Annotated in this window: 2 protein-coding genes; both read right to left on the bottom strand. The window is 71.9% G+C overall.

What is annotated here, in order from left to right; all coding sequences use genetic code 11:
* Nucleotides 1-912 (bottom strand): polyketide synthase (locus tag AB0H32_RS47455; protein WP_361135691.1); only part of this gene is annotated, 912 nt, incomplete at its 3' end.
* Between the two features lie 60 nt (nucleotides 913-972).
* Nucleotides 973-3,471: SDR family NAD(P)-dependent oxidoreductase (locus AB0H32_RS47450; protein ID WP_361135688.1), on the bottom strand; the 2,499-nt coding region annotated here is incomplete at its 5' end.

The raw sequence follows: 3,471 nt of genomic DNA, 5'->3' as shown, positions 1-3,471 counted from the left end.
GTTCGACGCACCGTCCTGGTTGATCGCGGAGCCCCGCACCACCGCCAGCACCTCGTGGCCCTTGCGCCGGGCGTCCGACAGCCGCTCCAGGACGACCATCCCCGCACCCTCGGAGATGCCCATGCCGTCGGCGGCCGCCGAGAACGCCTTGGAACGGCCGTCCCGGGCCAGCCCGAGCTGCCGCGAGAACTGGGTGAAGATGATCGGGATGGCGGTCACCGTCACACCGCCGGCCAGCGCCAGCGAGCACTCCCCCGACCGCACCGCCTGGCAGGCCAGATGCAGGGCCACCAGTGACGACGAACACGCCGTGTCCACCGTCACCGCCGGACCCTCGAGGCCCAGCGAGTACGACACCCGGCCGGAGATGATGCTGGTCGAGGTCCCGGTCATCAGGTGGACGTCCAGGTCCTCGTCCATGCCCGGCCCGAAGCCGTAACCGGACAGCGAGGCACCGGCGAACACACCCGTCCGGCTGCCGCGCAGCGACGCCGGGTCGACACCGGCCCGCTCCAGCGCCTCCCAGCAGACCTCCAGCAGCAGCCGCTGCTGGGGGTCCATGGCCACCGCCTCGCGCGGGCTGATCCCGAAGAACGCCGCGTCGAACCCGCTGGCGTCCTGCACGAACCCGGCCTCACGCACGTGCGACGTGCCGTCCGGATCCTGTTCGTACAGTTCCTCGATGTCCCATCCGCGGTCGGTGGGAAATCCCGCAATGGCGTCTCCGCCCGCGGCCAGCAGCCTCCAGAGATCCTCCGGGCCCTGAGCGCCGCCGGGGAAGCGGCAGCCCATTCCGACGATCGCGATCGGCTCGTGGCTTCGTTCCTCGACCTCGCGCAGGCGCTCACGCGTCTCGTGCAGGTTGGTCGTTACCCACTTGAGGTAATCCCGGAGAGTCTCTTCGTCGGCCACTGAACCTCACTCGCCCATTCTCTGAAAGCTCAAGCTTGCTGTCCGCAATGCCGAGAACCTTTACCGGCCGAGTTCCTTGTGGATGAACTCGAATATCTCGTCGTCCGATGCGGACCCGATCTTCTCCGCGACGGCCTGACGCTCCGTGAGAGCGGCGGCTTTGGTCCACTGGGAAAGAAGTCCCTGCAGCCGATCGGTGATCTCTTGATACGTCTTCTCGTCAGGCGTCGCCCCGGTCAGAAGCGACCCGAGCCGGTCGACTTCCTGAATCAGGGAAACCGGAGCGGATTCGTCCTGGAATTCCTCGTTCCAGAGATAGTCGGCCAGCGCTGTCGGGTTGGGGCAGTCGAACAGCAGCGTGGCGGGCAGCTGAAGGCCGGTGGCGGTGCTCAGCCGGTTGCGCAGTTCCACCGCTGTCAGCGAGTCGAAGCCCAGGTCGCTGAAGGCGCGCGTGGGTTCGACCGCCTCGGCCGACGCGTAGTCGAGCACCGCGGCCGCCTGCGTCTGCACCAGGCCGACCAGTGTCCGGTTCTGCTCGGCCCGCGTCAGGCTCGCCAGCTGCTGCTTCAAGATGGCGCCCGCCTGCGGGTCGACGGCCTCGCCGCCCCCGGCCGCGTCCGCGGCGGCGTCCACCAGGGCCTGGTGGACCTCCGGCAGAGCCTCGATGAGCGGGCTGGGCCGGCGCAGCGTGAACGGCGGTGCGAACCGCGCCCAGTCCATGTCCGTGACCGTCACCAGCGTTTCCCCGCCGTCCAGGATCTGGGCCAGTGCCTGGACGGCGTGCCCCGGGTCCATGACGAGCAGCCCGCGCCGCACCATCTGCGCGGCGCCGTCCGCGTCGGTCATCCCGCCGCCGCCCCACGGGCCCCAGGCCACCGAGGTCGCCGTCGCTCCACGGGCCAGGCGGCTCTCCGCCAGCGCGTCCAGGAAGGTGTTGGCGGCCGCGTAGGAGGGCTGCAGACCACTGCCCCAGGTCGCCGAGATCGAGGAGAACAGCACGAACGCGTCCAGGTCCAGATCCCTGGTCAGCTCGTCCAGCAGAGCCGCGCCCGTGGCCTTGGCCGCCAGCACCGACGCCGTCTCGGCCAGGCCGGTCTCCTGCACCGCGGTGGCCTGCCCGACACCGGCGGTGTGCATCACCGCGGAGAGCGCGGGGCCGCTCGTTCCGATCCGGCCCACCAGCCCGGTCAGGTCGGACCGGTCGCTCACATCGCAAGCCACCACGTCCACGCGGACGCCCTGGGCGGCCAGTTCGGCAGCCGTCGCGGCGACACCGGCGGCCGCGGGGCCGGAGCGGCTGGTCAGCACCAGGCGCGCCGCACCGCGCCCGGCCGCCAGCCGCGCCAGGCGTCCGCCGAGCGCGCCGGTTCCACCGGTGATCAGCACACTCCCCCTCGACACCCACGGCTCGGCGGAGCCTCGGGGCTGCGGGGCGCGGGTCAGCCTGCGGCCGAGAACTCCGGCCGCGCGGATCGCGACCTGGTCCTCACCGCATCCGGCCAGCACCGCCGCCAGCCGGGCACCGGCCCGCTCGTCGACGATGGCGGGCAGGTCGACCAACCCGCCCCACCGGTCCGGGTGTTCCAGGCCCACCACCCGGCCGAAGCCCCAGACCTGCGCCTGCACGGGGTTGGTCAGCGTCTCGCTGGGTCCCACGGTCACGGCGCCGGAGGTGGCCACCCACAGCGGCGCACCCACCTCCGCGTCACCCAGCGCCTGCACCAGGGCCAGCGTCCCCGCCAGCCCGCCCGGCACCACCGGATACGCCGACACAGGCGTCTCGTCCAGCGCCAGCAGCGACACGACACCGGAAACCCCGTCCTCCGACACCACCGCGCGAATCCGCTCGGCCAACACCTCCCGCTCCGCCGCTGCCCCGACCTCCAGCAGCACCACCTCGGCCCCACGGGCAGCCAACGCCGCCACACACCCCTGCGCCCGATCCCCCGCAGCCCCGCCCGAAGGAACCACCACCAACCAAGTCCCCGACAGCACACCCGCCTCGGGCTCCGCCAGCGGCGCCCACGCCACCCGATACCTCCAGTTCGCCGTCGCCACCCGGTCCTGCTCGCGGCGCCGCCAGGACGCCAGCGCCGGCAGCACCTCGCTGAGCTGCTTCTCGTCCACGATCGCCAACGTGTCCGCGATGTGAGCCAGGTCGCCGCCCTCGACGGCCGCCCAGAACCGCGCCTCCGCCGCCGTACTCGCACCGTCCCCACCCGCCGGGAGCGCTGCCGTGACCGCCGTCTCCAGCCAGTACCACTCGTGCTGGAAGGCATACGTCGGCAGCTCCACCCGCTCTGCGGCGGGCAGGACCGTCTTCCAGTCCACGCTCAGCCCGGCGACGTACGCCTGCGCGAGCGAGGTGATCAGCCGCGGGGCACCGCCGTTGTCCCGCTCCAGCGTGCCCACCGTCAGAACACCCGTGATCCCCGCATCCTCGGCCGTCTCCATCACCGCAGCAGTCAGCACCGGATGCGGCGACACCTCCACGAACGCCCCGTAACCGCCGTCGAGCAGGACCCGTACGGCTTCCTCGAAGCGCACCATCCGCCGCAG

Origin of the sequence: Streptomyces sp. NPDC020362 (genome assembly GCF_040642095.1) — a bacterium.
Lineage (GTDB): Bacteria > Actinomycetota > Actinomycetes > Streptomycetales > Streptomycetaceae > Streptomyces.
Note: the sequence above shows the minus strand (reverse complement) of the source record. Positions and strands in the feature narration are given on the sequence as shown.